This is a genomic window from Lysinibacillus sp. BSL11 (assembly GCF_052928325.1).
The window spans coordinates 187658-214043 of the sequence record NZ_JAVGCX010000002.1 but is presented as its reverse complement, the minus strand read 5'-3'; the positions used below and the strand labels follow the sequence as shown (position 1 = coordinate 214043).

The window sequence follows — 26386 nt, the reverse complement described above, 5'->3', positions numbered from 1 at the left end:
GTTGCGATGATGATGAATGTAGATGAAAAGTATATGCAACTGGCTTTGGATTTAGCAGCTAGTGCTAAAGGAAATACGAACCCTAATCCACTTGTTGGAGCTGTAATCGTGAAGAACGGTGTGATTGTAGGCACAGGTTTACACAGAAAAGCAGGGGAACCACATGCTGAAGTGCATGCTTTTCGAATGGCTGGAGAGCATGCAATGGGTGCTACATTATATGTAACATTAGAGCCTTGTTCACATTATGGTAAGACACCACCTTGTGCCAATTTAGTGAAGGAATCTGGTGTCAGTCGAGTGGTAGTTGCTATGCAAGATCCAAATCCAGCTGTAGCAGGTCGTGGTATTCAATTGCTACAAGATGCAGGAATAGTGGTCGAAGTAGGGGTTTTAGAGCAACAAGCGCGCCGTTTAAATGAGCGTTTTATTCACAATATGCTTAAGCACCGTCCTTTTGTTATTTCAAAATTTGCTATGACTTTAGATGGGAAAATTGCTACGCATACAGGACATTCAAAATGGGTAACTGGAGAGGCTGCACGTGAGGATGTTCACAATATTCGTCATGAAGTAGATGGAATTTTAGTTGGCGTGGGTACAGTCGTTGCTGATAATCCTTCTTTAACAACAAGACTAAAAGAAGGATATGGAAAAAATCCAACACGTATTATTATGGATAGTTCTCTACGTACACCTGACAATGCAAATGTCTTAAATACAGAGGATGCACCAACGATTCTTGTTTGTAGTGACGACGTAAGCCAAGAAAAGATTCATTTATTTACAGAAAAAGGTGTTACAGTTTTACCTGTACAAAAAAATGAATATGGACTACAGATTGATGAGATGCTTGAAAAACTTTATATTCACGGTATAACAGATATTTTGCTAGAAGGTGGAAGTAAAATAAATGCTTCCTTTTTACAGCAGGGTGCAATCGATAAATATGTAGTATATATAGCACCTAAAGTTTTGGGTGGAAATCTATCGTTAACGCCGTTTGCTGGCTATAATCCCTCTCTCATGGATGAGGCATGGAATGTTGAGTTTGCTTCATTTGATAAAATAGGCGAGGATTTGCGTATTATTGCTTATCCAGAGCAGGGTGAAGAAAAGTGAACTATCAAGCAGATGTCTGTATAGTAGGGGCAGGGCCTGCTGGTGCATTGTTATCCTACCTACTTGCTAAAAAAGGGCTGTCAGTGATTTTATTAGAGCAAAATGTAGCACTTGGTCAGGCATTTCGTGGCGAGCATTTAAATGAGGAGGGGGAGGCTGTTTTAAAAAGCCACCATCTTTTCGAAGCAGTCGAGGCACTCGGTATATTACGAATGGAGAAGCTCGAGTATTATGCTGGTGGCAGAGCATTTAAAACAATTCTTCCAGATGAAGCAATAGGACATTTAGGCATTCATGTACCACAGGCAAATTTATTAAAAGGAATTTTACAAAAAGCACAGCTGTTCCCTAACTTTACATGCCTGCTACATACAAAGGTTACAAAGCTGATTGCGGATGCTACAGGTCATTATAGAGGCGTTATGGCGATAAAAAGCGGAGACCCTATAAAAATCGATAGTCAGTTAATTATCGGTGCGGATGGTCGTTATTCTACTATTCGTAAGCAAGCACATATTGATGTTCAGAAACAGAAGCATGGCTTTGATTTACTGTGGGCTAAAATCCCTGCACCAGCTGATTGGGAACCATCTATAAAAATGGCACTCATCGATGATAAGCAGCTGTCATTGTTTACACAAGTTGGTGGTTATCTTCAAATAGGCTGGAATATTGAGCAAGGTAGTTTCCCTCAGCTTCGAAAACTAGCATTTACACCCTTTATCCAGCAGCTTGTGGAGGCATTTCCAGCATTAACGAAGACAGTACAGGAACAGATAACTTCCTGGCAGGATTTTGTTTTGCTTGATGTCTTTAGTAGCCATTGTAATAGTTGGGGGACAAAGGGCCTTGTCTTGCTAGGGGACGCCGTTCACACAATGACACCAACAGGCGCTTTTGGGCTGAATAGTGCACTAAAAGATGCAGATTGTCTTGCATCCTTGCTAAATAAAGATACACTAGCACAATTTAACGTACAATATTTTCAACAAATGCGTGAGCAAGCCATTGAGGAAGTATTAGCAAAACAAATTGAAAAAGAGCAGACATTTGCTTCTAACTTTATAAACAAGGCTTCGTGAAAGGACGAACAACTAGATGAAGTTTGGCTTTGATATAGATGACACATTAATTGATTTACGAGCACATGCCTTTTCGCTTTATAATAAAAAGCTTGGCAAAAATGTTTCCTTTGAAACCTTTCAAGCGATACAACGAGTAGAAATTCATGAACCATTTGGATTAACGGATGAGGAAGGTTCAGCCATGTGGAATAGCGCATTGGAAGAAATCTATTTTACGGACTGTCCATCTTTTGATGGTGCATTAAAAGCCCTCCAAGCTTTAGCAGAGCAGGGACATGACATTTACTATATTACATCTCGTCCACAACAATATTGTGCGCAAACAAAAGCTTGGATGGAAGCACAGGGCTTTCCAATAACAGACGGTCATTTTTTCTGTGGCATGCAAGATGCAGAAAAAGTAGCCATTATAAAAGAGCTTGCTTTAGATATTTATGTAGATGATAAACCAGCAGTACTTGAGACACTTCATGATGTGACAACTAAGGTAATCTTAAAGAATCAATCTTACAACCAGCATGTAAATCTTCCACGTTTATATGATTGGCAACAGTTTCAAACAATGTTAACAAAATAAAGGATTGGTGCAACGTCTAACCGTTGTACCAATCCTTTTTTGCTAAAATCGACTAAGTTTAAAGGGAGATAAATCTTGTTTACTTTTGCCTTCTACAATTAAATCTGCAAGAGCTTCCCCAACGGCACTACTAAATTTAAAACCATGACCAGAAAAACCTGCAGCAATCACAATATTCTGATGTTCAGGTAAAAAGTCGATAATGAAATCTTCATCTGGTGTCATCGAATACTTACATGTTTTTCCGTATTTAAGCGTTCCATGCTGAGGCATAAACTGATCAATGAAGTTTTGTAAGTCAACAGTATCAGACGCATCAAACGGACATAGAGGGTCGTTTGGATTAACCACATCACCACCATCGTGTCGTCCAAGTTTTAACCCCGCTCCTTCAATACTTGGAAAACCGTAGTAGGTTGAATCGGCAAATTCAAAGCAATAGGCTGGAAAAACTTCATCACGATACAGCTGCTCATCTGCCTCAAACCATGCAAAGGTTTTCCGCGTTGGTGTAACGGGTATGCTCACGTCCACTGTTTGTAGTAGCTCTGTTGCCCATGCACCCGCCGTTACTATTAATTGCTTTGCTTTATAGCTATTATGTACTGTTTGTACCTGTACAATATCACTAGCTTGGATAGCCAATACTTTTTCATTTGTTCGGAGGCTTGCACCCGCCTCTAAGGCTAATTTTTTATAGGCTTGGATACATGCTTCAACACGAAGGACACCAGCAGTTGGTTCAAAGCAAGCAACTAAATTTTTTGGTAAGAATAACCCTGGCCATTTGTTCATCGCCTCAGCAGGTGAATAGTGTTCAAGTGCTAAATTATAGAGCGCAGCACTAGCCTTCACATTTTGAATAAAGGCACATGTTGGCGCTCCAATATTAACTACACCAGTTTGTAAAAATAAGCTTTCATTTGCTAATGACTCTAGCTCTTGCCAAAGCTCGCCAGCTCTTTTTACAAAAGGTACATAGCTAGCTCCTTCACCATAAGCAAAGCGAATGATTCTTGTATCCCCATGATGACTACCTTCTTCATGTGGTGGAGTAAAGGCATCTAGCATAAGTACATTTTTCCCTTCCTTTGCTAAATAGTAACCAGCCGCCATCCCCATGGAGCCAGCACCAACTATTATGACATCATAGTCCATTCTAATCCCTACTTTTTTGCTCTAGTATAACAGATTTTTAGAAAAGGAAACAGAAATTTTAGAAAATAAATAGACACAGCACCTGCAATCCGAATGGACTAAAGATGCTGTGTGTTGTAGATAGCTACTATTTTGAACTTGGTAAAATTTTATTAAGGAAAATCGCTACGAGCGCAGCGGTTGCAATAGGCGAACCAAATAAATACTGCACAGTTGTAGGTAAGGAATACAGGAAATCATCAGGCAATAATGTCAATGCTAACGTTAAAATAACAGGAATCGCGATGACATACATTTCCTTTTCACCAATATGTTCATTTTTCATGACCTGTAAACCACTAATGGCAATGATGCCGCAGACGATCACAAATACACCACCGATAACAGCTGAAGGAATTGCTGAGATGAGTGCTGCTAGTTTACCAGAGAAGCCGAAAACGATAAACCAAATACCTGCAGCTATAAAGACACGACGGCTCGCAATCCCAGTAATAGAGATAACACCCGCATTTGTTGAGTAACCAGTAACAGGAGTGGAACCAAATAAAGAAGCAATAAAGCAGCCAATTCCTTCACCAATAACACCACGATTAATTTGTTTATTTGTCAAAGGTTGGTCGATGACATTGCTAATAGCAAACCATGTTCCTGTTGTTTCTGCCATTAAGACAATATATATAATGACCATTGTGATAATAGCAGAAAAATTAAAGCTAAAACTAAAATCTGCAAATGGAATTTGTGGCATGCTAAACCATTTGGCTTGCGATACAGGAGATAAATCTAAAACACCCATGATATTTGCTGCAATACTACCAGCAATTAAGGCAATGATGACAGAAGCAATTCGGAATAGACGTCCTTTTTGATGGAAGACTGTGCCTAACATGACACAAATAATTAACACGAATGCTGTGATCAGCGCTAAATAAATGTTTTGATTTATGGATGCACCTGCTCCATTAAAAATATTATCACTTAAACCAACAGGCATTAAGGACAGTCCTACTACAAAGATAATCGTTCCACCAACAATTGGTGGAATAAATGTTTGGACAATTTTATTGAAGATTCCTGTATAACCTAAAATAATAACCAAAATGGCTCCAATTAAACTAGCACCTAGCACAGTACTCCAGCCTAAATCACCACTACCACTTGCTGCATAGATCCCAACAATGGCTCCAAGTGGAACATAAGATGGACCTTGTGCCATCGGTAATTTCATACAAAAATGTGTTTGCACAATTGTCGCGATCCCAGCAGCAATAAAGGTTGATTGAATCAATGCGCTTGCCTGACCAGTTTGTAGACCGATTAGCATGGCAATTAAAAAAGGCACCACATAAACATCCATCGCCATAACATGCTGTAAACCGAGAAGAGCAGACTGACCGAGCGAAATTTTTTCATCTGGTAATACGGTTAATTGTGTTTGTTTTGTTTGATTAGTTAGTTTTCTATGTTGTGTTTCCACGATGTTGTACACCTCAAAATGATAGATTTTTATTATAGATTAAGAGAATGATTAGCCTCTCGTATGAACTTTATTTCCTTGCACCCATACCTCGCGGATATTTTCTGGGCGTACAAGATACATGATTTTTTGGAATATATCGTGTAAATCTTCATTTTGATCAAAAATCGGAAGCCTAGCAGTAGGAATTTTTGTATCGATAATTTGTACATCCCATGTATAGTTTTCCTGTAAACGGCCAATTGGAAGACTTAAGCTTTCTCCACCACCAGCTGTCGCAAGATAGAAGGCCTCATTTATTGTAATGCGTGAATTTGGGACACCACGCTTTTCGGCGGAAATGGATGTATCTACACCATCCTCTAGCATTCTCGATGACATAACAGCTTGTCTTGCATTATCAAAAAGACTTGGTGAAAATCCGCCTGAAACATCTGAACCTAGTCCAATATCAACGCCCATTGCATGAAAGCGGGCGATTGGAATCACGCTGTTAGCAAAATAGGCATTAGAGATTGGACAATGGCCTATGGCAGTGCCAGTTTCAGCAAATAATCTGGCATCTTCATCGCTTAAGAAATTACAATGAGCCATGACAGATTTATCACCTAACAAACCAAAGTCATGTAAGGCAACGGCATCATTTTTGTTGAGTCGTTCTTTGACGTAGCTGTGCTCCCAGTCACTTTCACTACAGTGTGATTGAATATGTGTATCGTATTTCGCAGCTAATTCACCCAAACCCTTTAAGGCACCGTCTGTACAGCTTGGAATAAAGCGAGGAGTGACAACAGGATAAACACCCTGTTTAGTCGTTTTGGCTAAATTTTTTACAGCTAAAATAAATTCCTCCGTATCCTCTAATGCGGTTTTTGTGTTTTCATCTCGATAAAAATCTGGATTCTGTTCAGGATCGTCCATGACTACTTTTCCGACTAATCCTCGCTGACCCTTTTCAGCACAGATTTTCGCTAAAAGTACACTGGCCTCCTTATGAACTGTCGCGAAATATAATGATGTAGTTGTACCATTGGCAAGTAGTGTGCTTACTAAATCCTCATAAACTTCTTGAGCAAATGCTAAATCGGAGAATTTTGATTCGATAGGGAAAGTATATGTGTTTAACCAATCGTAAAGGGGAATGTCTAAAGCTGTCCCAGATTGTGCCCATTGAGGTGCATGTACATGCAAATCGACAAATCCTGGTAGGAAATATTGCCCTTCAGCTAATGCGTGGAAGTTATTTTGATCTTGATATGTAATTAATAGTTGTTGGTAATCAGCTTGTTCAGGAGCGACAGTTTTAACAATCATGCCGTCAGCATTAATGAAAAATAAATAATCCTTTAAAATGTGAACGTCAGTAGCAGATTTACTAGTAAAAGCTGTTCCTTTGAAAATATGCGTATATTCAGACATAAAAACCACCTTAATGTTCGTTTATTGATAATAACACGGATTATTATAGGCTATAAAAACTATTAAGTCTACAAAAAAAACGAATATTAGCATGGTGGCTAAAGAAATAAACGCACCTTTTTAACTACATTTTTACAGCTTTGACAAGTGTTGATAGATAACAAAAGAAGGCACCTTTTTGAGAGTGCCTTCTTACTACATGATGGATTCATTGATGATGTGAAGAAAGTTATTAAAGGATGTGGAGTGATGCAATTCATTTTTTCTTGTACAAAGGTAGATCGGTCGTTGGATATCAATGTCCTTAATAAAAACGCGGGCAACTTGCTGCTGTAATATAAAGCTAGAAGCTGCTATGGATGGTGCTAGCATCGTACCAAAACCTGCTGCAATGGCATGTATGGATTCATTAATCCCGTCTAGCTGTAAACCTACTTTCGGTGGAGGAATTTTATGCACTTTACATAGGGCATTTAAGTATTCTTTTGTGGAACTACCATCCTCCCTTGTGACGAAGGGCTGCTGCATAAGTTCTGCAAGGGATACTGTTTGACCTGCCAGATGATGATTGTACGGCACAATAAACCAATAATCCAAATTCATTAGAAATTGATAATTAATATCAGCATGATGTCCATCTTCTTTGACGATAAAAGCTAAATCAGCTTTATAATGAAGTAAATCCTCAATCACTTGCTGGGAATTGGCGGTCTTTAAATGAATATGTGTGGCTGGATAAACTTGTTTAAATTGAGCTAACCACTTAGGTAGTAAAAAATGGGAGGGAACATGTGTCGAGGCAATTTGCAATTCTTCATTGCCTGTATTTTTAAGCTGTTCAACTTTATTTTCAATATCAGTTTCTAGATCAAATAAGCGCTGTGCTTGTTTGTATAAAAAAGTACCATTTTGTGTTAGCGAAATGCCCCTACCTTTGGCTTCTAACAATGTCAAACCTAGTTCTTTCTCTAAATTTCGAATTTGAATGGTTACAGCAGGCTGACTAATCATAAGTGTCTGTGCCGCTTTGGAAACACTATTGTGTTCAGCCACCTTTGTAAATAAACGTAGAGCATGTAAATTCATGTCGTTACACCTTTCATAAATTTTTTTTATGCTTTTATATACATTATATATTAGATTTATTAATTTGCGCTCTGTATCCTTTTAATTACAGTAGAATAATATGGGAGGGGGTTCATCATGAATCGACAACATATAGGGATTGTCTTTGGAGGAATTTTATTATTGGTTGTTGCAATGGGGATTAGTCGATTTGCCTTCACACCGATTCTACCCTTTATGCGTCATGATGTAGGATTTTCATTGGAAGTGGCTGGGTTTTTAGCTTCAAGCAATTATATTGGTTATTTCATTGGCGCATTATGGGCAGGGTTCATTTATCGTCAACGTAAAAATGTTTTAATGGCAAGTGTTGTTACCAATGTCCTATCTGTTATATTAATGGGCTTAATAGAAGTGTATAGTGTCTGGCTAGTTCTGCGTTTAATTGCTGGCATTACAGGGGGCCTTATTTTTGTGTTAACATCGAGTATTATTATGGATTACTTGGCGAAGCATTCATTATCACGATGGTCTGGCTATGTATTTAGTGGCATAGGCTTAGGGATTGCTATTTCAGGTTTATGTGTACCTGCTATAGAAGCAAAATTTGCTTGGCAGGGTGCATGGTCGGGCTTAGGAATTTTATCAGCGATTTTTTTATTTATCACCTCTTATTTATGGAGAAGTTTAGTGGTGCAGGACAGCACAAAAGTTACGAAATCTCTTGATACAAAAATGACAAAGGGTTTTATGCCATGGCTGATTTTATCCTATGGCTTAGAGGGGTTAGGCTATATTATTACAGGTACTTTTTTAGTCGATATTATTCATAATATTCCTTCTCTTCAAGCTTACTCTTCCTATAGCTGGGTCATTGTGGGGCTAGCGGCTATTCCATCTGCTCCTGTTTGGACGGTCTTATTAGAGAAGTTTTCAGCTATAAAAATTTTGTTTGTGGCGTACATACTGCAGGTGGTTGGTATCCTGCTACCTGTTTTTGCGCAAACGGTATGGAGCGTTTTACTAGCATCGTTTTTATTCGGTCTAACCTTTGTAGGAATTGTCACGCTAACTACTTCCTATGCAAGACAGCTTTTCCCGACAAAGAGCGGATTGGTTGTTTCCTTATTAACAACCTTTTATGCTTTTGGACAAATTATTGGACCGATCATCGCAGGAAAACTGGTTGAAGTTTATAGTAGCTATAAAGCAGCACTTGTATTTGCTGGTGTCATTGTGTTTCTTGCATTGCTCGTTATGGTAATTGGTAGATGGCTAACTGTAAAAAAAGAAGCTGTTGCTGAACATACAATTTCTATATAACGCATAAAAGCCAGAAATCCTATTTGGATTTCTGGCTTTATCATTTACTTAAAGAAGCCGTGCCTCTATCTACATGATATTAAAAAATAAAATAAAAGTCTATATATTTTTTTCTTTATATGGAAAAATAGACAAGTGCACAAAGAACGTAACGTTACGATTTTACTTTGAAATGGGGACTTTATATGAACACAGAACAAGCCATTCAACGCTGGAATCGATATGCGGAAAGGTATACAGCTAACTACGATGAGCAGGGTGACATACATCGTGTCGTACTGTTAAATCCCACTATCTTTTCTTTGCTAGGAGAGGTAGATGGAAAGCATCTATTAGATGCAGGATGTGGAGAAGGCTATTTAAGCAGATTGCTGGGAAAGAAGGGTGCAAGAGTAACAGCTGTTGATTTTTCACAAAAAATGCTAGATATTGCTATGCGAAGAACACCACAGCAGGAAGCTATTCAATTTTTACACGGGAATTGTGAAAATCTATCATTTTTAGCAGATGAACAATTTGATGGTATTGTTTCAAATATGGTTCTCCAAGATTTAGAGGATTATCAGGGTGCTCTATGTGAGATGTATCGATTATTAAAACCTAATTGCACTTTTATTTTTTCAATTTTACACCCATGCTTTGTGACACCAAATAGTGGATGGATAAGACATGAGCAGCTAGATCAACAGTATTGGAAAGTCCAACGTTATTTTTATGAAGGGGAGTATCACCAGCTAGATGCTGACCCACCGATCGTTCTATACCATCGAACATTAACAAGCTATGTGCAAGCAATTAGGCAAGCTGGATTTACTATTGAGGCTATTGTAGAGCCCAAGCCATCACAAGACATGCTAGAGAAGTATCCTCAATTTGTGGAAGATTTGCATTGTGCAGATTTTATTGTTTTTAAATTAAGGAAATAAAGGAGAAATAGCCATGCGTTTATTTCACGTCAGTGAAGACCCTACTATTATGATTTTTCATCCTCGACTGCCTGAGCGACCAGATTTAGATGCCACAAAATGGCTAGTATGGGCAATCAACGAAAGATGCTTGCCAAACTATTTAACGCCAAGAGATTGTCCGCGTGTCTGCTTTCATGCAGGAGACCAAACAACAGAGCAGGACAGGCAGCACTATCTACCTCAAGCTTCACATGTAGTAGTTATAGAAAACAAGTGGTTGGAAGTATTGAAGACTACAAGTCTTTACCTATATGAGTTTGATAGTAATGGATTCACTTTACAGGATGATATTGCAGGCTATTATACGAGTGAAATAACACAAATGCCCTTCAATGTCTCTGAGATCAACGATATAACGAAAGCATTAAGAGAACGGAATGTTGAATTGCGAATCGTAGATAGCTTATGGGAAATACATGATGAAATCCAAAATACAAGCTTAAATTGGTCGATGTGCAGAATGCGCTTTGCACAACCGAGATTCTAAAATCAAGCCTCGTTATGCACCTATTGCATGGACGAGGCTTATTTTTTATTAGACAGTAGATGTTTGTTCAATTGGTGCTGAAGAGATATTGACTAATTTCTTGTCTTGATAGGTAAAAATATAATCATAGTTAGTTGTTTCATTGAGCATCGTAGGTAAATAATATTTTAAGTCCGCAATCCCTACATTTTCAGGGTGGAAAATCCAAGTAAGCTCCTTCCAATCAAGAATGCCCTCAGCAACCTTTATCGGTGTTACATATGGAAAAGATTCAGGTAGTTCCGCTATAAATGCATACATACAGCCATAATTAACAACGCCATCTGTCCAGGTTATTTTACCCTTATAGGTAATATCCTCAACCGTAATGCCTGTTTCTTCTTTAATTTCTCGTAAGGCACCAGCTAATGGTGTTTCATTCTGTTCAATTTTGCCACCTACACCATTCCATGCTCCCATCCATTGTGGCTTGTCTCTATTTAGTAAAAGGATATCATCACCCTTCTTCAGAAAACAAATTGTAAATTCAGCCAAGTTTGTTCCTCCTTTTTTAGTTATCTGAATTGGCAGGAGACCAGCCAGTCTGCTGACTCCAATGATTTGCTTGTTTTAAAATTTCCCATATAATCGATTCTTTAGATTTTGTATAGTGTTGACGATTAAGTTTGTATTTCTTAGCCAATTCATATTTTACCTGCTCATAGCGATGACAGTAATCTGGATGACAGCGCAAAAAATCTCGAAATAATAAGGCTAGCTGCTCTGCCCAACTCCCAGCTTGTCGAACATGAATATGTACTCGTTTATCTCCTGAAGCCTCTCGAAAATAGCGTTTAGACTTGTCTGGATTTTCTACTCGATAGCTAAAACCTAGAGATTCTAATGGAGCTTTAAATGCTGCCAATGGTGTAAACGATGCGACGGATATTTGTATATCAATTACAGGTTTTGCTGCTAAGCCGGTTACAGCGGTTGAGCCAATATGATCAATTCTCAGCGCTATGTTTCCTAAGGCCTCCCGCAATTGACAGCCTATGCTCTGAAATTCCTTAGCCCATTCATCTGTATAAGGTAAAATCAAAATAGGATCAGGCATTTTATCTCCTCCCTTAGTCCTCATAAAATTATTGTAGCACGCGTGTTATAGTGGAATAAAGATAGTAGAGGGAGTGAGAAAACGATGATTTTAATAAGTGCTTGCTTAGCAGGTTTAAATGTTCGTTATAATGGCACAAACAGTCTAGATGAAAAAATACAAAAGCTTGTGTTAGAAAATAAAGCTGTCACGGTTTGTCCAGAGCTGATGGGAGGTTTTTCAACGCCCCGTGAGCCCGCTGAAATTGTGGGAGGCAATGGACAAGATGTACTTGATGGCAACGCAACAGTGGTTGAAAGTTCTGGACAAGATGTCACAGATTTATATCTGAAGGGAGCCTATGCAACCTTACAAAAAGCGCTTGAGGTGGGAGCAACTCATGTCATTTTAAAGGAATATAGCCCATCCTGTGGCAGTGCAAAGATTTATAATGGTAAGTTTAATGGAACAAAACGAGCTGGTGAAGGAGTAACTACGGCTTTGCTGCGAAGAAACAATATTATCGTGCTATCTGAAGAGAATTTTTTGGAATGATTAAAGATGAGGCCCCTAAACTAGTAGGGGCCAAAATATTTATTCAACAATTAATATGCGAGGCGACGTTTTAGCAATTACTTTGGTCGAAATCCAGCCGCCCAAAATGGCAGCTATCACACTTACAAAGCTTATACCGATACTTGTTGGCCAGTTGATAACAAGCGGTAGTTCGAGTAAGCCATAATCTAAAATAATCGACTGAAGTGCAAGAGGAATTAATTTTATCCCGATAAAGATTCCTACTAATGCACCTATTATGGATAGAATTAAAATACCTATTGTAATCGACCATCTAATATTTGTAGAGCTCATTCCAATGGATTTATAAATGCCATACGTGCTACTTTCTTTTCTAACATTAATTCGCGATACACTAAAAATAATAATGCAGGTTACGATGATAAATAAAATACCAACGATTGAAAGGGGAATGACTAAAACGGCCACGACTTCTTTAAAGACGGCATCTAATAATAGCTGTTGTGTGACAGCTGATACAGAACTTTTAAAGTGCGTATTTAAATCCTCAACGAATGGCGTAGCGACTGTTTCATCTAAAAGATTAATCATACTTACCTCTGAAGTAGTATAGGTAGTGTTATAAACTTTAATAACCTCTGCTGTAATTCTTGCTGAATTCGACATGTTCGCTATAGATTGATAGATTCCGGTCACAATAAGAAAATGCGGTTTCCCCTCAAGATAAACTTCTACAATATCGCCTATATTTTTATTTAAAGCGCGAGCGACATTGAGTCCAATCGCGATTTCGTTCTTACTGATTGGATTACGGCCAGACATTGTTTTATAGCCAGCAGCATCAAAACTACCCTCGATTACATTGACATTAATATTTAATGGAGGATGGCTGTCATTAGGAAGTACGCCTGTGAATTGATCAAGCCATGCATGATCCTTAACCAGTTCATCAGCCTTTAAAAAATCTTCAAAATGTCGTTTTGAGAAGGTTTCTTTATTAGATACTGTTACTACTACATGTGAGTCATCATATCCCCATGAAGGAGATGTTTCCTTGATGGAAATAAAACTATTTAATATGACTACACTAAAGACTAGTATGGCAGATGTAATGGAAGTAAGTGCAATGACAAGGATAGAACTTTTTATGTTTTTTGTGATACTTTTAAGACCAATTTGAAGTTGAATCGGTAGACTACTTAATCGAAATAATCTATTCGAGCTGTTTCTGCGCCGATTCATTTTACTATTTGCACTTTCTGACATCCCATATTTGATGGCTTGAACAGGCTCTACATTTCGAGCCTTGTGTGAGTAGAAATAGGCAGTGAGTAGCACAATGCCAAATAAGATGAGAGCAATCACCATATTGAGTAGAGTATCTTGATGTATGGTTAAATGATTTCCTGCCTTCATATAGGATAAGGAGCTTTCTATAATTATTCTGGAAAGGAATTTACTAATGATGATGCCAGGAATAATCGCGACAGCAGATAACAATCCGAATTGCAATACATAAGTGATACTTATCTCTCGAGAAGAAAGACCCAAAGATTTTATAATACCTATTGTTCTGTAATTCGTTAAAATGGCATCGGAAATGCTAAAGCCAATAACAAACAAGGAAACCAAAAGCATAGCTATACCAAAGGCGATCATAATAAAGCCAATGAATTTATTAATAATCAAATAAAAAGAAGCCATTTCTTCATATTCCATTTTAGATTCAAGATAAGGTCCCTGCAGATATTTTTCAAAATCAGCCCAATAATTGGTGTTTTGCTGATAGTCATTAAAGCGTAATGCCATCATGTACTGATCAGAACCTGTTATGGTTGCTAAATGCTGTTGATAGTCAGTATTGTTCATCCAGATACGGGCATTTGTTGTAAAAGGGCCTCCATATGGCATATCAACCACAATACCTGACACTGTTAAATTAAACGTGCTCTCACCTGTATGAAATTCAATTGCATCACCGAGCGAAATGGTAGCGCTTGATGCCAATGATGTGGGAATCCAAATCGTACCCTCAGGAGGAGAGAGTTGCTTTTCACCCTCAGAAAATAGTAATTGATCAATTATAAACGGTGTATTTGGCGTATTCATCATAAATAAATAGATATTGGATATTTCTTTCCCATTGAGGGTAAATCTAGATAAATTTCTATAGGGTATGAGACTGGAGGTAGTCACGCCTGGTTGCCCCTGCCACCAATCGTTTACAGCGATCGGGTTATGAATATTGTTACCCATTGTTAAAATTTGATGGGCACCATTTGAATCATGATGAGCCTTTTCAAAAATATTGTTTGTATTGGTCAGTATAGTGACAGAAGTCGCCAGTAAAAGTGTTGATAGAAAAATAAGGACAACCATTAGTCCATTTTGTATTTTCCGTTTTCTTATATAGGAAGAGCAAAGGGTAATAATCGCGTACATTTTTTACTCCTTCCCGGCAACATAAGAAAAGATAATGTGTTCCCGTTCTTGTATGTTGGTATGATCATATTTTTCAAAGTTTAAGATCCCATCTATCTTTCCATCCTGAATGATGATTAGGCGATTCGCACGACAAGCTGCCTTCATATCATGTGTAATCATGACAATGGATTGCCCATTTCTATTTAAATTCGTTAAGGTATCTAATACTGCTACACCTTGATCAAAATTTAAACTGCCAGTAGGTTCATCTGCAAATAACACTTCAGGATTGTTGACCAATGCTCTAGCAATGGCAGCTCTTTGTTGCTGTCCACCTGATGTTTGAGAGGGTAATCGATTTCTTTGCTTTTCAAGTCCCATTAAACTTAGTAGTTGCTCCGCTTTTTGTATGACTTCCTTTTTATTTTTTTTCGCGATGTATCCAGGAAGAGCAATATTTTCTAGTAGCGTCATATCTGGAATGAGATTGCTACTTTGATAGATATAGCCAACCTTCTGTGAACGAAAGGTAGCTAACTTTCGTTCAGAAAAGGTATCAAGTTTTTCTCCTTGAAAATAAACTTCACCTGCTGTAAGGGCATCAAGCCCACTTAAAAGATAAAGAAGCGTTGATTTACCAGAACCAGAATTCCCCATAATAACGGTGAAATCCCCTTTATAAATGTCCACATTCATATTCTTAATAGCATGGAATTGTTCGCTGCCTGTTGAATAGGTTTTACATAAATTTTGGGCTCGAATCAGTATCTCTTTTTCCAAGATAAGGCCTCCTTGACTCATTTTCTTTAGTGTAATATGTAATTATTAGTAAGCCCTTATGAAATTATTAATAAATTCTTACAGAAGAGTAACCTTTCTTAATAGTAAACGTTATAATATGCGATTTAATAGATGTAATAAATAAGGAGGTTAGAGATATGCCCTTAACATTTGCTCATCCAGCGGCAGTCTTACCTTTTTCTCGAAAAAGTAAATATATCCGTTTTTCTGCATTGGTTTTAGGAAGTATGGCTCCAGATTTTGAATATTTTTTAAGAGGTCGGCCGATAGGGGAGATTGGTCATACCTTTGCAGGGTTCTTTTTATTCAATCTTCCGCTCGTTCTTTTAATCTACTTGATTTATCAAAGGTTTATCCAACAGCCAATCATGAGCCATTTACCACAGTTTTTACAAGATACAGAAAGCCATCAAATTGCAGGAAATAACATATGGAAAATCTTTGTTTTTGGCTATTCTGCATTGCTGGGCATGTTAACACATGTCATATGGGATTCATTTACACATCAAAATGGGCTTATGGTGACAAAACTCCGAGTTCTTACTCAAACATATACTTTCTTTGGCTATCAAATACCGATTTATAAATTTCTACAACACGGGAGTACATTGCTAGGAATTGTGCTAATCTTTGGATATGTATATTACAGAGCAACTTTAAGCAAAGATAAAAAAACACCAGCTATATCTTCACGGAAAAAAATCATCTTTTGGAGTTTACTAGCTGTTTTAACGCTCGGATATGTATGTCTATGGCAGCTTATTAACGGCATTTCTTTAAGAAATTATGGAGTATGGGTTGTCCGTATTATCGATTCATTCTTTGGTAGTATACTTACCCTTTCTTTCTTTTTAGCATATAAGAAAAGAACGTTGAAAGAAAAAAAGACTTCCTAAAACGGGAGTCTTTTTACGAGATTGGAAGTATAAGTGTAAAGGTAGTGCCTTCATCAGGTTTACTATGAAATGAAATGGACCCATGGTGCGCTTCCATAATATGCTGACAAATGGATAGGCCAAGTCCTGCTCCTTCATTTTTAATGACTGATTCACTTCCAGGTTGCCGACCTCTAAAGTAACGTTCAAAAATAAAAGGCATATCTTCGGGAAGCATCCCATTTCCAGTATCTATTACTTGGATATAGAGTGATTGATTTTTGATATAGGTAGTAATGGTGATGGTATCTTCATGAGAAGAATGCTTTAACGCATTGGTAATAAGATTGGAGATCACCTGCTCTAGTCGATCCGCATCTACTAGAATAAGGACATTAGGAATCCTAGTAGGTCTTATAAAATGAATATTGGTTGTTTGGACATAATATTGAATTGGTTTCAAAATGTTTGTAAGAACGTCTTGGCTATATTGTTCTTTTAAATGGATCGGGATATGACCAAGCTCCTTTAAGGTATGAATAAATAAATCATCAACTAGCCTCGACATCTTATCCGTATTAGACTGCATGATTTGAATATAGGCCATAAGCGAATCTTCATCTCGACAAATCCCCTCTGAAATAGCGTCTAAATATGCTTTGATGGTGGTTAAGGGAGTTCTCACTTCATGAGATATATTAGATATGAGTTTCTTTTGAGTTTGCTCTTGTTCATTGTGCTGGATGGCTAACTGTTTAATCTCTAATCGCATTTGATCAAATACTGCATACAATTCACCAATCTCATCAATTTTCGAGTGGATGGTAATTTGTTCGTAATTTCCTTTTACAATTTCCTCTGTGTTGTCCTTCAGCTCATGTAAAGGCTTTAAAATATCTTGATGAACTTTCCTTACTATGAATAGGGCAAGGCAAATAATCAAAAGACTCAAGAAGCTAATAAAGACTAATAAAAGAATTGAGCTGGAATTCGTCTGTTTTAAAGGAAAGAGAATGTCTTTGTTCAGGGAAAAAATAGCATTACCTATTTGTTCATTGTTTTCTCCATTCATAATCGGAAAGGCTATATTAATCTTTCCAAGCTCTTGTTGTGAGGTAAATAAATCATAATGTATATCATGTTTAATATGAATAGTTGAAACATCATTTTTAATTGAAGTGTAACTTACTGTTCCATCTAGTTGAACTACTGTAATATCAATATTCTTGTCATCACTCATTTGTTGTAGCGTGCTACGTATAGCCGAATCTAATGCTAAATTTGGAAAATGATCTTCTATGTACAATAATAATGGATTTACTGATAAACGAATTTGATTAATAACATATCTATCTTGTGATTCTTTTTGAGAAGGCTCTGTTGCAAAGAATAGTGAAAGGACAACGATAAACAATAGTACAACACAGATTAATAGGGCCCATATCCACTTACTCATCCAATTTTTTAGGTACATTTGATTCTCCTATGAGTGATTGGCTGTACTGAATTTATATCCGACTCCCCAAACTGTTTGAAGATAAACAGGATGAGAAGGGCTGACTTCAATTTTTTCTCTAAGCCTTCTAATATAAACCGTAATTGTATTTTCATCTCCATAGGTCTCATAACCCCAAACGGCATCAAGTAACTGACCTTTAGAGAAAACTTGATTTCTATTTTTAGCTAGGAAAAATAGCAGTTCAAACTCTTTTGCTGACAGTGGTATTGGCTTGCTATCACGTAAAAAAATATATTCCTGTTTATTTATGACCATATTATCTATGTGAATGACATCTACTCCCATTTGACCACCATTATGCTGAAGCCATCTATCCTGTCTTCGTAAATGAGCGTTTATTCTCGCGACAAGTTCACTTAAAGAGAATGGTTTTGTCATATAATCATCTGCTCCAAAACCTAAACCCAGTACTTTATCTGTCTCACTTCCTCTAGCACTTAAAATAAGAATGGCAACATTGCTATTTTCACGGATTTTACGACATATTTCAATGCCATCACAATCTGGTAGAGAAAGATCAAGGATAATGAAATCAGGTTTAGATTCTTGCAAATAATGGATTGCTTCATGACCTGTTCGAACAATATGAGAATCGAACTGATGAACACTTAAGTAGTCCCTTATAATATTAGCTATATCATTTTCGTCTTCAACAATTAGTACTGTGATGTTCCTGTTGCTCATACATACTATCTCTCCTTAGTAAGATGTCTAAATCATTTTCTTCGGTTGACTAGGAAAAAAAACAAAACAATGATAAGGAATGCATAAATTATAATCCATGTGTATTGCCAATAAAAAACATTGGGTATCACTTCAATTTGATCGCCCACACTCATCATTTCTAATGAAAAATGAAGAGGAGGCAGTAACCAAAGAAGTCCAGTTAGAATAGAATCTTTTAAAGTAGCGATAACGACAGAAATAATAAGGATGCCTATTACACCCCACCATGTATTTCTTCTATTTTTCACGAGTTCCCTAGTAAATAAAGCAGTGAGTGCAATGGCAAGTAACGATAAACTAAAATGAGACAAGAAACCAAGTAAAATATGTAATAGTTTAGGCTTCTCAAAAAATGCCTCTATTAGGATTGGATAGATGACAGAAACACAGCTTAGGCTAAAGGCAAGCAGCCCACAAATTATGAATATCCCTAAATTGTAGTCTAATGTTTTTTTCGTATGAAGGGTAGTAATCATTTTTTGTCCTTCATCTTCAGCATGAAATAATGTAACAGTAAACCAGCCCATTAAAAAAAAGAGCACAAGAGATGTAAATGAATAACTATCTAATATTGGATTAGGGACAAAAGTATAATTAACGATAAGACATAGAATGAAGATTGTAAAAGGTGGAACGTATTGATAGGTTCTTAAATAATTTATCAATTGATAACGTACTAAACTGCTCATCTTTTTCGATTCCTCCTTTCAAAAATGAGAAGAGAATTGTTCTTTTTTGTAGTGGACAGTAGCTAAATATTTAATTGAAGCATTTTGTTGTAATAATTTCAGTAAAATTTGATCTGAATCCTTTGCTGGAACAATCGTCACTATTTCATAATGTCCATTCACTAAAAGTTGTTGTTGTTGAATCTCTATCGAAGGTATGATTTCATCGAGTAATGATAGGCTAGCAATCTCAAAAATTAATCGATGCGTTGGATTGCGATCGAAATCCTCTATCTGAAAGATCGTATTCTCTTGAATAAGTAAAACGGAGTCTACAAGGTTTTCGAGTAATTTGGTTTCATGACAGGTTAAGAGGATACTGAGTCCTTTGCTTCTTACTCTAGCTAAGATTTGTTCGAAATCATTTTGTGCCTTGACATCAAGTCCTGACAATGGTTCATCCATTATCAGTAGATCAGTTTCTTCTAGCATCGCCTGCATAATCATCACCTTTTGCTTCATCCCTTTAGAGAAATGGACAATCCTTGTATCTTTTTCCTCTTTTAGTTGAAACATCTCAAGTAATTCTTCTATCTTCTGCAAAAGCTGCTTTTTAGCCATACCTCGTATACAGCCCATGTGATAAAGATATTCTTGAGGCGTAAATAAAATATGAGTAGGAGTTATTTCTGGTACATAGCCAACTTTTAATGATGTTTTAAGCTTCACAATAGAACCACTGTCTGGTTTAATGAATGCTGCAATAATTTTGAGTAAAGTGCTTTTTCCAGAACCATTTTTCCCTACTAGAGCAATGATTTGATTGGACGCAATTGAAAACGATACATTCTCTAAAATTTTTTTCCCATTGTATTGTTTACAGATGTTTTGTACTTCCAAAATAGTAGTCATCTTCACACACCTTTATTTTTGGATAATTCTTCTCCATAAAATAATTATAATGAAAATCGACCATTCACTTCAATTAAATTGGTTATATTTCCTGTTTTTAGTTATTTCAATTACATAAAAAAGCTCTGCCTTTCAAATAGCAGAACTTTTAAGGATTGATTACAACGAACGATATTTTTTTAAACTGATAATATTTAATGTAATGAAAACAATGGCAAAACAAGTAAGAATGCTGAGATTCACTATAATATCAGGAAGTGAATAACCTTTATACATCACACCATTCAATGCGTCCGCAGCATAGTATAGAGGCATGATACGCCCAATATTTTGAAGCCATTCCGCCATACTATCCAGCGGGAAAATACCCGAAAAGAACACTTGAGGAACAATAACAAGCGGAATAAATTGCATCATTTGAAATTCTGAAGCGGCAAAGCTAGATAGCAACGCACCTAAGGATAACGATACAAGAGCGACCATCATATTGATGAGTAGGACAAGCCAGATGGAGCCTACATGAACAATATCGAGCACATAAATACCAAACAGGACGATAATAATTGTTTGCAGGAACGCAAATAAACCATAGCCAACCATATAGCCTGCTACAATTTCTGAGCGTTTAATCGGTGTCGCTAGTAAACGCTCCAATGTTCCAGAAGTACGCTCCTTTAATAAGGCAATGCCAGTAATTAAAAAAACAAAGAAAAAAACAAAGAAGCCAATGAGCATAGGACTAAATATATCAAAAATAGCCGTATCCTGATCTCCATAAACATAGTCCGTTTTCATACTACCTATAGAGGCTTGTGTAGGCTGTAAGATTTGAGCAAGTTGCATCGTTAAAGCCTTTGCACGAGAAGGATCATCATTTAATAAAGTTAACTTACTAGTATTTTGCTCTACAGCTAGCCAACCACTATACTCTTTATCTTGTAGCTGTTTTTTTGAAAAACCATTGTCCACGATAATGGTAAGATCAGCCTCTTTTAATTTGTCGATTAATGGGGCGGGCGCATTAGAGACAACAAGTGTGACGGAAACCTCGTTACTATTAAAAATAAAATACATTAAGGACAAGACAAGAAGTGGAGCTAAAAATAATAGAGCAAGTGTCCGTCTATCTCTTTTCATTTGTTGGATGATTCTTGTGATGATAGCACCTATTCTCATTGAACGTCACCTCCAGCTTTTACAAACACCTCATCAAAGTCTTTTGCTTGATAATGATCTTTTAACTCCTGTGGGGTACCCTGTGCAATAATATGCCCACTTCTCAGCATGGCCAATTGATCACATCTTTCCGCTTCATCCATCGCATGTGTCGTCACTAAAATGGTTTTTTGTTCTTGATCTTTTAAACGAATAAGTTCTTGCCAAATTTCCTTTTTTAAGACAGGATCTATCCCCACCGTTGGTTCATCCAAAATGAGTAATTTAGGATTTTGAATAAGGGCAATAGCAAGAGATAATCGACGTTTCATTCCTCCCGAATAATTTTCCACTTTTAGTCGTAAGTCATCTGTTAAACGAACGAGGCTTGCCGCATAGGCTACTCTTTCTATTCGTTCCGCCTTTGCTAAGGAATAAAGCTTTGCAAAAAAATGTAGATTTTCTTCCCCAGTTAAATCTGTATAAAGTGCATCTGATTGTGCCATATAGCCAATGTCATTTAATAATTGTCTATGAGGAACATTCAAATCTAACACTTGAATAGTACCACCATCAGGTTTCAGCATTCCCATAATCATTTTGATTAGTGTTGTTTTCCCACAGCCTGACGGACCGAGTAAGCCCATTAACTGTCCTCTAGGAACATCCAAAGATAGGGGAGCAATAACTTGCTTATGTTGAAATCGTTTTTCGAGAGATTGAATAGAGATTGCCTGGTTGCCCATATAGTCCTCACTCCTTCACTGAACACAATGTTGATTTGATAAAAATTTTACGGTAGCATGTGAGCAAATACAATCAACAGTTTGCCAGCAAGTGTTAAGTAAATGGAGGGAATTATGTGTCTGTACATGAAAAAATGAATTTTGAAACGAAGCAAGCCATTAAAAATGCTTTTATACAACAAGTAGAGGAGGTAGGCTTTGAGCGTGTGACTGTAAAGAATTTAGCGTTAGTAGCTGAAATTAATCGTGGCACGTTTTACTTACATTATTCAGATAAATATGATGTGATGGAGGACTTGCAGCAAGAGCTATTAATGGAGTTGGAGCGCTATGTCAAACATGTTCAGCCGTTGGATGCTTTTCAAACGCTAAAAATGGGGCAACTCTATCAGCCATTTATCAAGGTGATAACGTGTATAAAAGAGCATGCACCAGCTTTTCGTATGTTATTAGGAGAGCAGGGGAGTCCTAGCTTTACACAAAAGGTGAAAATGATCTTTGGGAGTCATATTTTGGACAGATTATCGCTTATACGCAAGGAAGCACAAGATCCCGAGTTTCAGCAATATATACAAGCCTTTATAGCATCCGCCATTTTAGGGGTCATTCAGCAGTGGTTGGACAAGGGGAACGAGAACTTAACGGTAGAAGAAATGGTCGCTCTACATTTTCGATTAATACGTTTTTTAGGAAATGTAGTAGGTACTATTTAATAGAAAACCGCTACAGTATTGGAACTGTAGCGATTAGAAATTAGAGATGTAAATCTCGCTTTACAAAAAAACGAATGGCTAGACTATAGCAAAGCAAACCAATAAGTAAAAGTGTACCTAGCATCCACCAGCAAGAGCTATTTTGTTGGATTAATTGAACGGAATCGAACAATGAATAGATTGTAATGTATTGTAATTTGTCTAGTGAACCACCCATATTGCTCAGTGCCTCAATCAGATAAAAGACAATGGGAATGCCAGCACTATAGGCATAAGATGTTCTTAAATCTTTGCTGCTGCAAGACATAAGAAAGCAGAATCCACTAATGGCAAAGTGCAATAAAAATAGCCCGAAATTTAACAGCAGTAGAGCCGTTATGTCCAGCTCATTAGGGAATAATATTTCCGCAAAGACAATCATGACCAACGTAGTAACAGCAAGAAGTGTAAAAAGACTAATGATCAAAAATAGTGCTTGTGTAAAGACAATTTTAAAACGTGTATTCGGTGTAGCGATTAAATATGCCATCGAACCATTATCAATATAGCCCATGATGAGCTTATTGGCTAACATGATAGAAAATACCATAGGAAGAATCATTAATAAAAATCCATATAAATAGGTGGAGAGAAATTCTATCAAGGTATCGCCAATACTGGTCATACCAAAGGCTGCCATCATCTCAGGCATTGTTTCTGTTAATTTTTTTAGCGTATCCGTCATTTCTGGGTTATACATATAAATCACACTGACAATATATAGCATTAGTACACCTATAATAATGGTGAATAGTTTAAGAGAGGCTAATAACTCATGCTTGAATAAGGTAAAATTCATGATTGAGCACCTCCACTTTCGTAATAATGCATAAAAATATCTTCAAGTGATTGGGAAATAACGTCTAAGTCTATAATTTTATAATTAGATAGCGTATGGAGAAATTCTTGAAGGTCTCCCATTATAGTAATCATCACTTTTGTAGAAGAGATTCGTTCAAGTACATATTCCTCATCAAGGAAGCGAGTGAGCTCTTGCTCATCTTGAAACTCAAGCATGTATTTTTTAGATTTACGTTTCTTTAAATCTGTAATGGTTTCAGTCGCCACGATTTTACCTGCATTAATAATCGCTACACGATCACAAGTTTTCTCTACTTCTTCAATCATATGGGAGGACATAAAAATGGTTGTTCCTTTGTTCTTTTCAGCTAAAATGAATTCAATAAATTTTGTTTGCATGAGCGGGTCTAAACCACTAGTAGGTTCATCTAGAATGACAATTTCGGGATGATGCATGAAGGCACAAACTAAGCCAACCTTCTGCTTCATACCTTTCGACATTTTTTTATGAGCCCAGAAGCATCTAATTCAAAGAAATGCATTAATTCCTCGGCATGCGTGTAATCATTCATACCTCTTAACTTAGCAATAAAGTGAATAAATTGCTTACCCGTCATTTTATCAATAAACGCAATTTCTCCAGGTAAATAGCCAACAAATTGTTGAATGGTTGCAGATGCTTCCCGACAATTTAAACCGTTAATGAAACAAGAGCCCTCAGTTGGCTGTAAAAAACCCATTAAATGGCGAATGGTTGTGGATTTTCCTGCCCCATTTGGTCCTAAAAAACCGAACACTTCACCCTTTGGGATTTGTAGATGAACATTTTGTATACTATAAAAATCGCCAAACTTTTTAGTTAAATGGTTTACTTCAATCATGGACACGACACACACCCCATTTTATTGATACAATAATGTTTTCAAAAATAGAAAATATTCACTAGCCTCCTCCATGCATTGCTCAATTAATTCGTTAAAGAGCTCTTGATTATCTGCATGCGCTTTTAATCTTTCCTCATAACGATGACTGATGCCATCTGTTACCCATTGAATGGTATCAATTGCCTTTTTTATTTCCAAATTTTCTCGGAATAAACTCGTATCAATTCCTTCAAATGCAGTTGCATAAGCATTTTTTTGAAAAGCGGCATTGTAATGATTTAGTTCATCTCGTACCTCAGAGCTTGTTTCAGCATAGGCCTTTTTCAAAAAATCAAACAGCGCATGATATTGCTTCATAAGATCAATTTTAATTTTCATGATCTGTTCATAACGCTTAAAAATATCAGGCTCTGCTAAATCAATTTGGCGATTAAGTGCCTCGGAGAATATAGTAGTTGTATAGTCATATAAGAAAAGATATAAATTTTTTTTACTACCAAAATAGTGATATAAAATGCCCTTTGAAATATTAGCATTGCTCACAATTTTGTTTGTTGAAGCGGTAGCATAGTTATTGAGTGAAAATTCCCTTAAGGCAGCATTAATAATTGCTTGGCGCTTTTCTTCGGTTAAATTCATAAAAGCTTGATACAATTTTTTACTCCTTTCCATGCTATTTTATGCCATTATATAGAAATTGACTACTATGGTCAATGTGATTTGGAAAAATAAAAAAGAACATGATTGTGACCATTTCCAATAGTCTCACTCATGCTCTCCATTGCTCTAGTTTACTTATCATAATAATCGTTCAATGCAATTTCTAAACGTTCTTCTAAATGCTTTGAAATATAGCTTAGAACGAATTGCTCTTTGTCCATTTCAATTTGTGCGGACTTAAAAAATTTGGTGAAAAAACCGACTTTATTATTTTGGGAATATTGCTGTAATGCTTCTGTTCGTAATGTAGAAACGATTTCATTTTCTATATGACGCTCTCTAATCTTTTGTACAATGTCTTTCACGCTATTTTCTTGCAGCTCGGTAATTTGCTTTTGAAGATGTTCATTTTCCTGCTTTAGTTCCAACGTTTCTTTTTGAATTTCTTCCACTTGAAGGGCAGAATCGGTCGAAAAACGTTGAATGTTTTTGTCAAGAAAGTCCTGATTAATGTTAACTTGTAACGTCCCTTGCTCTTCATTCGGCAAAATCTGAAAAAGACCTGTTTGAATCATCTGCTGTAGGACGTTTCCAAGCAAATCAATTTTATGTGATAAATCCTCAGAATCCATGGTTGTTGCGGTAATTTGGTGTTTCAGCAGCTGTCCGTTATCATCAATACCTAGCAATAATTTAATCCCCCTGACACGATACTCATCCTTCAATAATAAAATCATGCGCAATCTCAATATAGCAGGTAGGTTTAAACGAATATTACTATTTGTATTGGGCGAAGCATTGTCAAAAATATACTGTTCAAACGGCTTTAAATAGTAGCGAAGCATGGCGTCTGTAATATCAAACCAGCCCGCGACTTCTGCAATTGTATAGTGTTTCGATTCATCGATCTCTGCTAAATACCCATCATTATAGAGGTTTTCCTCTAAAGGTGTATGTTGCAGTGCAACATACAATGGGTCATCTTGCACAATTTCAAGTACCATTTCTTTTGCATCATTTACCTTAAGCATCCTTACACACCCCACTTTATTTTTCCCATGACTAATGGTCTCTATATAGGTTTCTATTCGATTGGCAGCAATTGTATGCCTATTTTATGTAGGAAATTGTCATTAGAACGAAGTACCTTTTAATCTTTTATGAACCTTA

At 36.8% G+C, this 26386-nt stretch carries 28 protein-coding genes; 9 read left to right on the top strand and 19 right to left on the bottom strand.

Features of this window, described 5'->3' with window-relative positions:
* The first annotated feature begins 9 nt into the window (after positions 1-9).
* The 3 genes from ribD to RCJ95_RS03715 are packed head-to-tail and all read left to right on the top strand — an operon-like array spanning position 10 to position 2784.
* Positions 10-1122: a bifunctional diaminohydroxyphosphoribosylaminopyrimidine deaminase/5-amino-6-(5-phosphoribosylamino)uracil reductase RibD gene (gene ribD / locus RCJ95_RS03725; protein ID WP_221680873.1), complete on the top strand. Its 1113-nt coding sequence runs from the start codon at positions 10-12 to the stop codon at positions 1120-1122.
* Positions 1119-2204, top strand: coding sequence for an FAD-dependent monooxygenase (locus RCJ95_RS03720; protein ID WP_221680498.1), 1086 nt, complete (start codon positions 1119-1121; stop codon positions 2202-2204). The genes ribD and RCJ95_RS03720 overlap by 4 nt, the downstream gene beginning before the upstream one ends.
* A gap of 16 nt (positions 2205-2220) precedes the next feature.
* The gene (locus tag RCJ95_RS03715) at positions 2221-2784 is read left to right on the top strand and encodes a 5' nucleotidase, NT5C type (protein WP_312128584.1); all 564 of its coding nucleotides are present in this window, start codon (positions 2221-2223) and stop codon (positions 2782-2784) included.
* 42 nt (positions 2785-2826) lie between these two features.
* Here the strand turns inward: RCJ95_RS03715 and solA are convergent, their stop codons facing one another.
* The 4 genes from solA to RCJ95_RS03695 all read right to left on the bottom strand — a co-directional run bounded on the left by solA (position 2827) and on the right by RCJ95_RS03695 (position 7924).
* Positions 2827-3942, bottom strand: a complete 1116-nt coding sequence (gene solA, locus RCJ95_RS03710; RefSeq protein WP_446721906.1) for an N-methyl-L-tryptophan oxidase — start codon at positions 3940-3942, stop codon at positions 2827-2829.
* 127 nt (positions 3943-4069) lie between these two features.
* Entirely contained in the window at positions 4070-5419 is a 1350-nt protein-coding gene (locus RCJ95_RS03705) for a uracil-xanthine permease family protein (protein ID WP_221680501.1), read from the bottom strand.
* A 51-nt stretch (positions 5420-5470) separates the two neighbouring features.
* Positions 5471-6838, bottom strand: coding sequence for a guanine deaminase (gene guaD, locus RCJ95_RS03700; protein WP_221680502.1), 1368 nt, complete (start codon positions 6836-6838; stop codon positions 5471-5473).
* 195 nt (positions 6839-7033) lie between these two features.
* Entirely contained in the window at positions 7034-7924 is an 891-nt protein-coding gene (locus tag RCJ95_RS03695; protein WP_221680503.1) for a LysR family transcriptional regulator, read from the bottom strand.
* A gap of 117 nt (positions 7925-8041) precedes the next feature.
* On the opposite strand from RCJ95_RS03695, the gene RCJ95_RS03690 reads away from it, so the two are divergent.
* From RCJ95_RS03690 to RCJ95_RS03680, 3 genes are all read left to right on the top strand, one after another.
* Positions 8042-9226, top strand: a complete 1185-nt coding sequence (locus tag RCJ95_RS03690; protein WP_221680504.1) for a YbfB/YjiJ family MFS transporter — start codon at positions 8042-8044, stop codon at positions 9224-9226.
* 185 nt (positions 9227-9411) lie between these two features.
* Positions 9412-10152 carry a class I SAM-dependent methyltransferase gene (locus RCJ95_RS03685; RefSeq protein WP_446721905.1) on the top strand — a complete coding sequence of 247 codons (741 nt, stop codon included), beginning with the start codon at positions 9412-9414 and terminating at the stop codon, positions 10150-10152.
* A 13-nt stretch (positions 10153-10165) separates the two neighbouring features.
* Positions 10166-10681 (top strand): DUF6886 family protein, encoded by a 516-nt coding sequence (locus tag RCJ95_RS03680; protein ID WP_221680506.1) that lies wholly within the window; start codon positions 10166-10168, stop codon positions 10679-10681.
* 48 nt (positions 10682-10729) lie between these two features.
* Here the strand turns inward: RCJ95_RS03680 and RCJ95_RS03675 are convergent, their stop codons facing one another.
* Complete coding sequence (locus tag RCJ95_RS03675; protein ID WP_313149930.1) at positions 10730-11215, bottom strand: NUDIX hydrolase; 486 nt, start codon at positions 11213-11215, stop codon at positions 10730-10732.
* A gap of 16 nt (positions 11216-11231) precedes the next feature.
* A complete protein-coding gene (locus RCJ95_RS03670; RefSeq protein ID WP_221680508.1) occupies positions 11232-11777 on the bottom strand; it encodes a GrpB family protein in 546 nt (181 codons plus the stop codon).
* Positions 11778-11861: 84 nt separating this feature from the next.
* Here RCJ95_RS03670 and RCJ95_RS03665 point away from each other — a divergent pair, with 84 nt between their 5' ends.
* Positions 11862-12311: a DUF523 domain-containing protein gene (locus RCJ95_RS03665; RefSeq protein ID WP_274772169.1), complete on the top strand. Its 450-nt coding sequence runs from the start codon at positions 11862-11864 to the stop codon at positions 12309-12311.
* Positions 12312-12350: 39 nt separating this feature from the next.
* Here RCJ95_RS03665 and RCJ95_RS03660 read toward each other — a convergent pair whose 3' ends face one another.
* Together RCJ95_RS03660 and RCJ95_RS03655 are read right to left on the bottom strand one after the other, a co-directional pair.
* Positions 12351-14735, bottom strand: a complete 2385-nt coding sequence (locus RCJ95_RS03660) for an ABC transporter permease (RefSeq protein ID WP_274772170.1) — start codon at positions 14733-14735, stop codon at positions 12351-12353.
* Positions 14736-14738: 3 nt separating this feature from the next.
* Positions 14739-15497, bottom strand: coding sequence for an ABC transporter ATP-binding protein (locus tag RCJ95_RS03655; protein WP_221680511.1), 759 nt, complete (start codon positions 15495-15497; stop codon positions 14739-14741).
* 158 nt (positions 15498-15655) lie between these two features.
* On the opposite strand from RCJ95_RS03655, the gene RCJ95_RS03650 reads away from it, so the two are divergent.
* On the top strand, positions 15656-16414 hold the full coding sequence (locus RCJ95_RS03650) for a DUF4184 family protein (RefSeq protein WP_274772172.1): 759 nt from the start codon (positions 15656-15658) through the stop codon (positions 16412-16414).
* Positions 16415-16427: 13 nt separating this feature from the next.
* Here RCJ95_RS03650 and RCJ95_RS03645 read toward each other — a convergent pair whose 3' ends face one another.
* The 6 genes from RCJ95_RS03645 to RCJ95_RS03620 all read right to left on the bottom strand — a co-directional run bounded on the left by RCJ95_RS03645 (position 16428) and on the right by RCJ95_RS03620 (position 22119).
* Entirely contained in the window at positions 16428-17867 is a 1440-nt protein-coding gene (locus tag RCJ95_RS03645; protein ID WP_274772174.1) for a sensor histidine kinase, read from the bottom strand.
* Positions 17868-17876: 9 nt separating this feature from the next.
* Positions 17877-18596 (bottom strand): response regulator transcription factor, encoded by a 720-nt coding sequence (locus RCJ95_RS03640; RefSeq protein ID WP_257521396.1) that lies wholly within the window; start codon positions 18594-18596, stop codon positions 17877-17879.
* A gap of 32 nt (positions 18597-18628) precedes the next feature.
* Positions 18629-19327: an ABC transporter permease gene (locus RCJ95_RS03635; RefSeq protein ID WP_221680515.1), complete on the bottom strand. Its 699-nt coding sequence runs from the start codon at positions 19325-19327 to the stop codon at positions 18629-18631.
* 18 nt (positions 19328-19345) lie between these two features.
* Complete coding sequence (locus RCJ95_RS03630) at positions 19346-20218, bottom strand: ABC transporter ATP-binding protein (RefSeq protein WP_221680516.1); 873 nt, start codon at positions 20216-20218, stop codon at positions 19346-19348.
* 159 nt (positions 20219-20377) lie between these two features.
* A complete protein-coding gene (locus RCJ95_RS03625) occupies positions 20378-21394 on the bottom strand; it encodes an ABC transporter permease (protein ID WP_221680517.1) in 1017 nt (338 codons plus the stop codon).
* Positions 21391-22119, bottom strand: a complete 729-nt coding sequence (locus tag RCJ95_RS03620; RefSeq protein WP_221680518.1) for an ABC transporter ATP-binding protein — start codon at positions 22117-22119, stop codon at positions 21391-21393. Before RCJ95_RS03620 ends, RCJ95_RS03625 begins: the two co-directional genes overlap by 4 nt.
* 116 nt (positions 22120-22235) lie before the next feature.
* Here RCJ95_RS03620 and RCJ95_RS03615 point away from each other — a divergent pair, with 116 nt between their 5' ends.
* Positions 22236-22832 (top strand): TetR/AcrR family transcriptional regulator, encoded by a 597-nt coding sequence (locus RCJ95_RS03615; RefSeq protein WP_221680519.1) that lies wholly within the window; start codon positions 22236-22238, stop codon positions 22830-22832.
* Positions 22833-22872: 40 nt separating this feature from the next.
* On the opposite strand, the gene RCJ95_RS03610 is transcribed toward RCJ95_RS03615, so the two are convergent.
* From RCJ95_RS03610 to RCJ95_RS03590, 5 genes are all read right to left on the bottom strand, one after another.
* A complete protein-coding gene (locus tag RCJ95_RS03610) occupies positions 22873-23670 on the bottom strand; it encodes an ABC transporter permease subunit (RefSeq protein WP_221680520.1) in 798 nt (265 codons plus the stop codon).
* Positions 23667-24173 carry an AAA family ATPase gene (locus RCJ95_RS03605; RefSeq protein ID WP_446721904.1) on the bottom strand — a complete coding sequence of 169 codons (507 nt, stop codon included), beginning with the start codon at positions 24171-24173 and terminating at the stop codon, positions 23667-23669. The genes RCJ95_RS03610 and RCJ95_RS03605 overlap by 4 nt, the downstream gene beginning before the upstream one ends.
* Complete coding sequence (locus tag RCJ95_RS03600; RefSeq protein WP_446721939.1) at positions 24158-24553, bottom strand: ATP-binding cassette domain-containing protein; 396 nt, start codon at positions 24551-24553, stop codon at positions 24158-24160. Before RCJ95_RS03600 ends, RCJ95_RS03605 begins: the two co-directional genes overlap by 16 nt.
* Positions 24554-24574: 21 nt before the next feature.
* On the bottom strand, positions 24575-25210 hold the full coding sequence (locus RCJ95_RS03595) for a TetR/AcrR family transcriptional regulator (RefSeq protein WP_221680522.1): 636 nt from the start codon (positions 25208-25210) through the stop codon (positions 24575-24577).
* Between the two features lie 137 nt (positions 25211-25347).
* On the bottom strand, positions 25348-26247 hold the full coding sequence (locus RCJ95_RS03590; protein WP_257521399.1) for a hypothetical protein: 900 nt from the start codon (positions 26245-26247) through the stop codon (positions 25348-25350).
* Positions 26248-26386: the final 139 nt, after the last annotated feature.

Coding starts and splice junctions, on each gene's coding strand:
- ribD (WP_221680873.1), top strand. CDS start 10: ATGATGAATGTAGATGAAAAGTATATGCAACTGGCTTTGGATTTAGCA.
- RCJ95_RS03715 (WP_312128584.1), top strand. CDS start 2,221: ATGAAGTTTGGCTTTGATATAGATGACACATTAATTGATTTACGAGCA.
- solA (WP_446721906.1), bottom strand. CDS start 3,942: ATGGACTATGATGTCATAATAGTTGGTGCTGGCTCCATGGGGATGGCG.
- guaD (WP_221680502.1), bottom strand. CDS start 6,838: ATGTCTGAATATACGCATATTTTCAAAGGAACAGCTTTTACTAGTAAA.
- RCJ95_RS03695 (WP_221680503.1), bottom strand. CDS start 7,924: ATGAATTTACATGCTCTACGTTTATTTACAAAGGTGGCTGAACACAAT.
- RCJ95_RS03690 (WP_221680504.1), top strand. CDS start 8,042: ATGAATCGACAACATATAGGGATTGTCTTTGGAGGAATTTTATTATTG.
- RCJ95_RS03685 (WP_446721905.1), top strand. CDS start 9,412: ATGAACACAGAACAAGCCATTCAACGCTGGAATCGATATGCGGAAAGG.
- RCJ95_RS03680 (WP_221680506.1), top strand. CDS start 10,166: ATGCGTTTATTTCACGTCAGTGAAGACCCTACTATTATGATTTTTCAT.
- RCJ95_RS03670 (WP_221680508.1), bottom strand. CDS start 11,777: ATGCCTGATCCTATTTTGATTTTACCTTATACAGATGAATGGGCTAAG.
- RCJ95_RS03665 (WP_274772169.1), top strand. CDS start 11,862: ATGATTTTAATAAGTGCTTGCTTAGCAGGTTTAAATGTTCGTTATAAT.
- RCJ95_RS03660 (WP_274772170.1), bottom strand. CDS start 14,735: ATGTACGCGATTATTACCCTTTGCTCTTCCTATATAAGAAAACGGAAA.
- RCJ95_RS03650 (WP_274772172.1), top strand. CDS start 15,656: ATGCCCTTAACATTTGCTCATCCAGCGGCAGTCTTACCTTTTTCTCGA.
- RCJ95_RS03645 (WP_274772174.1), bottom strand. CDS start 17,867: ATGTACCTAAAAAATTGGATGAGTAAGTGGATATGGGCCCTATTAATC.
- RCJ95_RS03640 (WP_257521396.1), bottom strand. CDS start 18,596: ATGAGCAACAGGAACATCACAGTACTAATTGTTGAAGACGAAAATGAT.
- RCJ95_RS03635 (WP_221680515.1), bottom strand. CDS start 19,327: ATGAGCAGTTTAGTACGTTATCAATTGATAAATTATTTAAGAACCTAT.
- RCJ95_RS03630 (WP_221680516.1), bottom strand. CDS start 20,218: ATGACTACTATTTTGGAAGTACAAAACATCTGTAAACAATACAATGGG.
- RCJ95_RS03625 (WP_221680517.1), bottom strand. CDS start 21,394: ATGAGAATAGGTGCTATCATCACAAGAATCATCCAACAAATGAAAAGA.
- RCJ95_RS03620 (WP_221680518.1), bottom strand. CDS start 22,119: ATGGGCAACCAGGCAATCTCTATTCAATCTCTCGAAAAACGATTTCAA.
- RCJ95_RS03610 (WP_221680520.1), bottom strand. CDS start 23,670: ATGAATTTTACCTTATTCAAGCATGAGTTATTAGCCTCTCTTAAACTA.
- RCJ95_RS03605 (WP_446721904.1), bottom strand. CDS start 24,173: ATGTCGAAAGGTATGAAGCAGAAGGTTGGCTTAGTTTGTGCCTTCATG.
- RCJ95_RS03600 (WP_446721939.1), bottom strand. CDS start 24,553: ATGATTGAAGTAAACCATTTAACTAAAAAGTTTGGCGATTTTTATAGT.
- RCJ95_RS03590 (WP_257521399.1), bottom strand. CDS start 26,247: ATGCTTAAGGTAAATGATGCAAAAGAAATGGTACTTGAAATTGTGCAA.